The organism is Streptomyces sp. NPDC006385 (assembly GCF_040612485.1).
In the GTDB taxonomy this organism is placed as follows: Bacteria; Actinomycetota; Actinomycetes; order Streptomycetales; family Streptomycetaceae; genus Streptomyces.
In genome coordinates, this window is sequence record NZ_JBEXQG010000166.1 from 1 (window position 1) to 2490 (window position 2490).

The 2490-nt window shown below is 72.4% G+C and carries 1 protein-coding gene; it reads right to left on the minus strand.

Annotation, left to right across the window (positions count from 1 at the left end; genetic code table 11):
* The coding region (locus ABZ078_RS44305; protein ID WP_356584362.1) for a type I polyketide synthase at positions 1-2490 on the minus strand (2490 nt) is incomplete at both ends.

Genomic DNA, 2490 nt, shown 5'->3' on the forward strand with positions numbered 1-2490 from the left:
ACCCCGAACCCTCCGGAGCCTCCTCCACAATCACATGCGCATTCGTGCCACTCACACCGAACGAGGAAATGCCCGCCCGACGCGGACGCTCCCCCGTCTCCGGCCACTCCCGAGCCTCCGTCAACAGCTCGACAGCCCCCGCCGACCAGTCCACCTTCGACGACGGCACACCCACATGCAGCGTCCGCGGCAGCATGCCGTGCCGCATCGCCTGCACCGTCTTGATCACACCCGCGACACCAGCGGCGGCCTGTGTGTGCCCAATGTTGGACTTCAACGAGCCGAGCAGCAACGGCCGTTCCCGATTCTGGCCGTAGGTCGCGATGAGCGCCTCGGCCTCGATCGGGTCGCCCAGGGCCGTGCCCGTGCCATGGGCCTCGACCGCGTCCACGTCACCGGTGGACAGCCCGGCGTTGGCCAGGGCGGCGCGGATGACGCGCTGCTGGGACAGGCCGTTCGGCGCCGTAAGACCATTGCTGGCGCCGTCCTGGTTGACGGCCGAGCCGCATACGACCGCCAGCACCTGATGCCCGTTGCGCCGCGCATCCGACAGCCGCTCCAGCAGCAGCACGCCGACGCCTTCGGCCCACGAGGTGCCGTCGGCGGCGTCGGAGAACGCCTTCGAGCGGCCGTCCGGGGCCAGTCCGCGCTGCCGGCTGAACTCGATGAACAGACCGGGAGTGGGCATGACGGTCACACCGCCGGCCAGGGCGAGTCCGCACTCGCCGGCCCGCAGTGCCTGAACCGCCAGGTGCAGGGCGACCAGCGACGAGGAACAGGCCGTGTCCACCGTGACCGCGGGCCCCTCCAGGCCGAGGGTGTAGGCAATCCGGCCGGAGATCACGCTGGAGGACTTGCCCGTCAGGAGGTAGCCCTCGACGCTCTCCGGGGCCTCGTGCAGGCGGGCGCCGTAGTCCTGGTAGGTCATTCCGGCGAAGACGCCGGTCGCGGTGCCCTTGAGGGAGGTCGGGTCGATGCCGGCCCGCTCGATGGTCTCCCAGGACGTCTGCAGCAGCAGCCGCTGCTGGGGGTCCATCGCCAGTGCCTCGCGCGGGGAGATCCCGAAGAACGCCGGGTCGAACTCGGCGGCGTCGTAGAGGAATCCGCCCTCGCGGGCATATGTCCTGCCGGGGCGGCCGGGGTCCGGGTCGTACAGTCCCTCGATGTCCCAGCCACGGTCGGTGGGGAAGCCGGAGACGGCGTCCTGGCCGCGTACGAGCAGCTGCCACAGCTCCTCGGGAGTCTGCACGTCGCCGGGCAGCCGGCAGCCCATCGCGACGATCGCGATCGGTTCCTCGCGGTGCGCGGCACTGGCCGCGGGTGCGCTCTCGCGGCTCGCGGCCAGGGCCGTGGCGGGCTCCGGCTGGTCCTGCGTCCCGAGCAGTTCGGCGTGCAGGTGCCGGGCCAGGCGTGTGATCGTGGGGTGGTCGAACACGGCGCCGGTGGCCAGTCGTAGCCCGGTGGCGGCGTTCAGTCGGTTTCGCAGCTCCATGACCCGCATCGAGTCGAAGCCGAGTTCCTTGAAGGCGCGCCCGACCGCGACCGCATCCGTGTCGGTGTGCCCGAGGACCACCGCCGCGTGGGTGCGGACCAGTTCGGTCAGGATGCGCTCCTGCTCGCCAGGGGCAAGCTCCGCGAGCCGCTGGGCCAGCGCCGTACCGGGCGGCACGGCCCCGTCGGCGGGGCCGGTGCCCCCGAGACCGTCGGCTGCCGCCGGTGTGCCGGCCCGCAGTGCCTCCGACACTCCGTCGAACAGCCGGGCCGATCTCGTCGGCGTGTACGCCGCGACGAACCGCTCCCAGTCCACGTCCGCGACGGCGAGGAACGGCCGGTCGGGGCGCGTCGCCTGCGCCAGGGCCTCGATCGCGGCCTCCGGTGCCATGGCGATCAGCCCGCGTCGCCGCATCCGCTCGTCCGTGTCGTCCCCGACCATGCCGCCGCCGCTCCACGTGCCCCAGGCCAGGGACAGCGCGGGCAGCCCGCGGGCGTGCCGGTGCTGGGCGAGCGCGTCCAGGGAGGCGTTCGCGGCGGCATAGGCGGCCTGGCCGCCGTTGCCCCAGACGCCGATGACGGAGGAGAAGAGCACGAAGGCGTCCAGCTCCTTGTCGGAGGTCAGCTCGTCAAGGTGGCGGGCGGCCTCCACCTTCGACCGCAGCACTCCGGCCAGCGTTTCCACGGACAGCGTCTCGATCACACCGTCGTCCAGCACACCCGCGGTGTGCACGACACCCGTCAGCGCAGGCACCGACCCCGCCTCCAGCGACGCCAACAGCCCCCGGACCTGCTCCCGGTCGGCCACATCACACGCGGCCAGCGTCACCCCGACGCCACAAGCCTCCAGCTCCCCACGCAGACCACCGGCCCCCGGAGCCCGCTCACCCCGACGCGAGACCAGCACCAGATGCTCCACCCCCCGCCCGGCCAGCCACCGCGCCACATGACCACCCAGCGCACCCATACCACCAGTGACCAGCACAGTTCCCCGCGGAC